Genomic DNA, 3,778 nt, shown 5'->3' on the forward strand with positions numbered 1-3,778 from the left:
TAACTTATACAGATATAGAATCTCGAGGCTGCAGTATCGTCACACCCCAGACCCTTCTGTGGAAATTTTACTCCAATCTTTGATGTTATCACAAAATCCAGCATCCTCATTCCTTGTCTGAAGAAGCAGGACTGTGTTTCTGAATATACTATAGTGCAAACTCATTACCAGTCAAGAGCACTATATTTTGAGGCAAATGTTTAGTCGTAGATACTACATCTTTCCCTTGCATTTCACTCGAGAACGGGGATTATACCCCAACCCGCTGGCGGATTTTTCGAAAGTTAATAGCAAAAAGCGAAAAACCATACAGCTCCACAATTATTGAGTAATTTCAGCAAATAACACCGCTGAAAGTTAACAAAATAACCCTTATCCTTACATGACCTCCCTCGCGGAGGACCTTCGGCCGGCAGGATCTACGACAGGTTGTTTGTTTAAGGATGTTGACTATTCTGCAGATTTCGATATTATAATGCAGTGCCCCAGATGTCGATATCAACGACCATAATTATTTTCATATCCGGGCACATAACATATTTTTCTAATAACACATTACTATGGCAATGAGCAAGATAGGTTTTGACAGCGAGAAATATCTCAAAGAGCAGAGCGAGGAAATACTCAAGCGGGTGCAGCATTTTGACAGGCGTTTGTATCTTGAGTTCGGCGGTAAACTGATCTTCGATTATCATGCCGCGCGCGTGCTGCCCGGGTTCAATCCGAACGCAAAAATGCAGTTGTTGCAGCGGCTCAAGGATAAGGTCGATATCCTGTTGTGCATTTACGCCGGCGATATCGAACGCAAGAAAGTCAGGGCAGACTTCGGTATTACATATGATGTCGATACGTTGCGGTTGATCGACGACCTGAGAGACTGGGATCTATCGGTGAAGGGCGTGGTTATCACGCGTTTTGACAACCAGCCCTCGGCGACGATATTCAAAAATAAACTGCAACGTCTGGGCGTCGATGTCTATACGCACCGTTACACAAAAGGGTACCCGACCGACGTCGACACCGTAGTTAGTAATGAAGGTTACGGTGCAAACGATTACGTGAAGACCGATAAGTCACTGGTCGTTGTGGCCGGGCCTGGTCCGGGTAGTGGTAAGCTGGCGACCTGTCTCTCGCAATTGTATCACGACCACCTGCAGGGCGTGAATTCCGGTTATGCGAAGTTCGAGACCTTTCCCATATGGAACATGCCCCTCAAACATCCGGTAAATGTTGCGTATGAAGCCGCGACCGCGGACATCCGCGATTTCAACATGATCGATCCGTTTCATCTTGAGGCATACGGCAAGACCGCGATCAATTACAACCGCGACGTGGAAGTGTTCCCGGTGCTAAAGCGCATCTTCACCAAGATTATGGGTGAGTCCATATACAACTCGCCTACAGACATGGGCGTTAACCGCGCGGGGTTCGGAATATTTGACGATACGGTCATTCAGGATGCGGCCAAGCAGGAAATAATACGGAGGTATTTCCGGTACCGGTGCGAGTATGTCATGGGGTTTGCGGACAAAGAGACGGTGCAGAAGGTCGAACTCTTGATGGAAGAGATGCACGTGAAACCTGAAGACCGCGTCGTTGTCGGGCCGGCGCGCAAAGCCGCACAGGAGGCAAAGGACAGAGGTAAGGGCAATGAAGGTATCTTCTGCGGCGCGGCGCTGCGTTTGCGCGACGGCACGATCATCACCGGCAAGAATTCCGTCCAGATGCACGCTGCATCGAGCCTGGTGCTCAATGCGATCAAATATCTGGCAGAAATACCGGACAAGATACACTTGCTGTCGCCGATGGTCATCAACTCGATAACCAACCTCGACAAGTATTTCATGAAACCGAAGAAGACGGTCAGCCTGGACCTCGAAGAGACTTTGATATCTTTGAGTTTCAGCGCAACGACCAATCCTGCCGCGCAGATGGCGTTGGAGAAACTAAAGGAATTGGAAGGTTGTGAAATTCACATGACCCACATACCGACGCCGGGGGATGAAAAAGGTTTGCGCAAACTCGGCGTAAACCTGACAAGCGACCCCAATTTTTCTACCAACAGCCTGGCTATAATCTAACCGCGGCCATAAGGGCGCGTCGATTACAAACCATTTCGAATTGCGAATTTAATAAGAATATTCAGACCGTAATTTTCGTTAGCCTCGCTAATCCCGTTAACTCCGTTGGTCTCGTAAGTCTTATTCTTCGAGCGAACGGAGTGAGTCGAGAAGCGGGAGATTGCCTTACGGCATCGATTACAACGATAGTAAAAAGTGATAGTGTATACCTTTCTCTAGTTGTTGACTCGTAATTCGTTTTTTGTATTATTCATGGAAGCCTATTGTATAAAGGGAGGAACAACTATGAAGTATGCAGCATTAGTCATTCTCATATTCTCCTTACCATGCTTTGCTGTTGAGTATAATGTAGGACTCGCTGGTGCTGTCGGTCTTGGCATCAGTCGTTGGAAATTAGAGGTATACACTCTTGAGGGTGTATACCTAACCGACCACGTCGATTCTAAAGAACCCATATATCAGGCAGGTTTGGCCTTTAGCGCATGGCTTACTGAAACATTCGGCATACAAGCAGGATTGCAGTACGGTTGGTACAACTACAACTACACTTATGAATCAGCAGCGAGTCCTCTAGTGTCGGAATGGAAATGCACTAATTTGCTTGTGCCGATTCATCTGATGTATGGCATCCCCGTGGCAGGGAACAGGTTAGTTATTGGCGCCGGGATATCAATCTGCAGGCAATTGAGTAGCAAGTACGGCGGCCCAGAGTATTACGTGTCGATTCCGGATAGTCTCCTGGAAACAACTGTTGGTCCTTTAGCGTTGGTGGGATACGAAATTCACACAGGGAATATGTGTATATTCCCTTCGTTCAGGTATGTCTATGGCATCGATGGTGTGAGCGATCAAGTGATGGGCTCCATAAAATACAAGCACTACCTTTTGATGCGGCTCGGCCTGCTTTACAGGCTATAATCTGCACCGTAACAAAATCATTTCGTTTTTATTCACCTTTTGGTAAATCTGATCGAATTCATTACGACGTTACGACAATTTTCGTAGTGACGTAATATCTGGTATCATTGACACGCACCCGATTCATCATATAATCATTTCGTAAAGGCCTTGGATTCTGCATACCAAGGGCGGCGGGTATTATCATTTTTCACACATAGTTTGTAGTTTTACTCTGATGAATCTAGTCGCGGGAGGTGTTTCATGATACAATTCACTATATTGATGCTGTGCGTTAGTGCCACAAGCACGGTTCAGGTATATTCAACAGATCTGGATGGTGCGTCGCGCGTCGAGTGCGTTATCGAACAGGATATACTACATCCTGATGCGCCGCCTCAGCAGATGCCGGGTTGGCCCAAGTACATGGGCGTGAACGCGAATTACGGGCCGACCGGCGCTACGCTCGCAGATGTCAATGGCGACGGGTACCTTGAGATCATCGCCGGCTCTACCGACAATTTGCTGCGCGTATGGGATTACACGGGTAGCATGCTGACCGGGTGGCCAAAGGATCTGACAGCCATGATCCAGTCAAAAGCTGCAGTGGGTGATATAGATAATGATGGCGATATGGAGATTGTGGTACCCACACGGAGCGGCTATGTCCATATATTCAATCATGACGGAACGATATTCCCTGGATGGCCGCAGTATGCCGGCGGTAATGTCGTGGGTTTCTCGTCGGCAGTGCTTTTTGATCTGGACGGGAATGAAGAATTGGAGATCATCGTGGCGCG

3 protein-coding genes are annotated in these 3,778 nt (G+C 47.6%); all 3 read left to right on the plus strand.

The annotated features are described in order from the left end of the window. The first annotated feature begins 566 nt into the window (after positions 1-566). Positions 567-2,081 carry a DUF1846 domain-containing protein gene (locus OEV79_12445; GenBank protein MDH4212245.1) on the plus strand — a complete coding sequence of 505 codons (1,515 nt, stop codon included), beginning with the start codon at positions 567-569 and terminating at the stop codon, positions 2,079-2,081. A gap of 285 nt (positions 2,082-2,366) precedes the next feature. Further along, positions 2,367-2,999 carry a hypothetical protein gene (locus tag OEV79_12450; protein ID MDH4212246.1) on the plus strand — a complete coding sequence of 211 codons (633 nt, stop codon included), beginning with the start codon at positions 2,367-2,369 and terminating at the stop codon, positions 2,997-2,999. A gap of 243 nt (positions 3,000-3,242) precedes the next feature. Then, the coding region (locus OEV79_12455; protein MDH4212247.1) for a VCBS repeat-containing protein at positions 3,243-3,778 on the plus strand (536 nt) is incomplete at its 3' end.

This window comes from candidate division WOR-3 bacterium (assembly GCA_029858255.1).
In the GTDB taxonomy this organism is placed as follows: Bacteria; Hydrothermota; Tepidihabitantia; order SM23-42; family SM23-42; genus SM23-42.

Excerpts from the sequence above, each read along its gene's own strand:
- OEV79_12445 (MDH4212245.1), top strand. The coding sequence starts at position 567 with ATGAGCAAGATAGGTTTTGACAGCGAGAAATATCTCAAAGAGCAGAGC.
- OEV79_12450 (MDH4212246.1), top strand. The coding sequence starts at position 2,367 with ATGAAGTATGCAGCATTAGTCATTCTCATATTCTCCTTACCATGCTTT.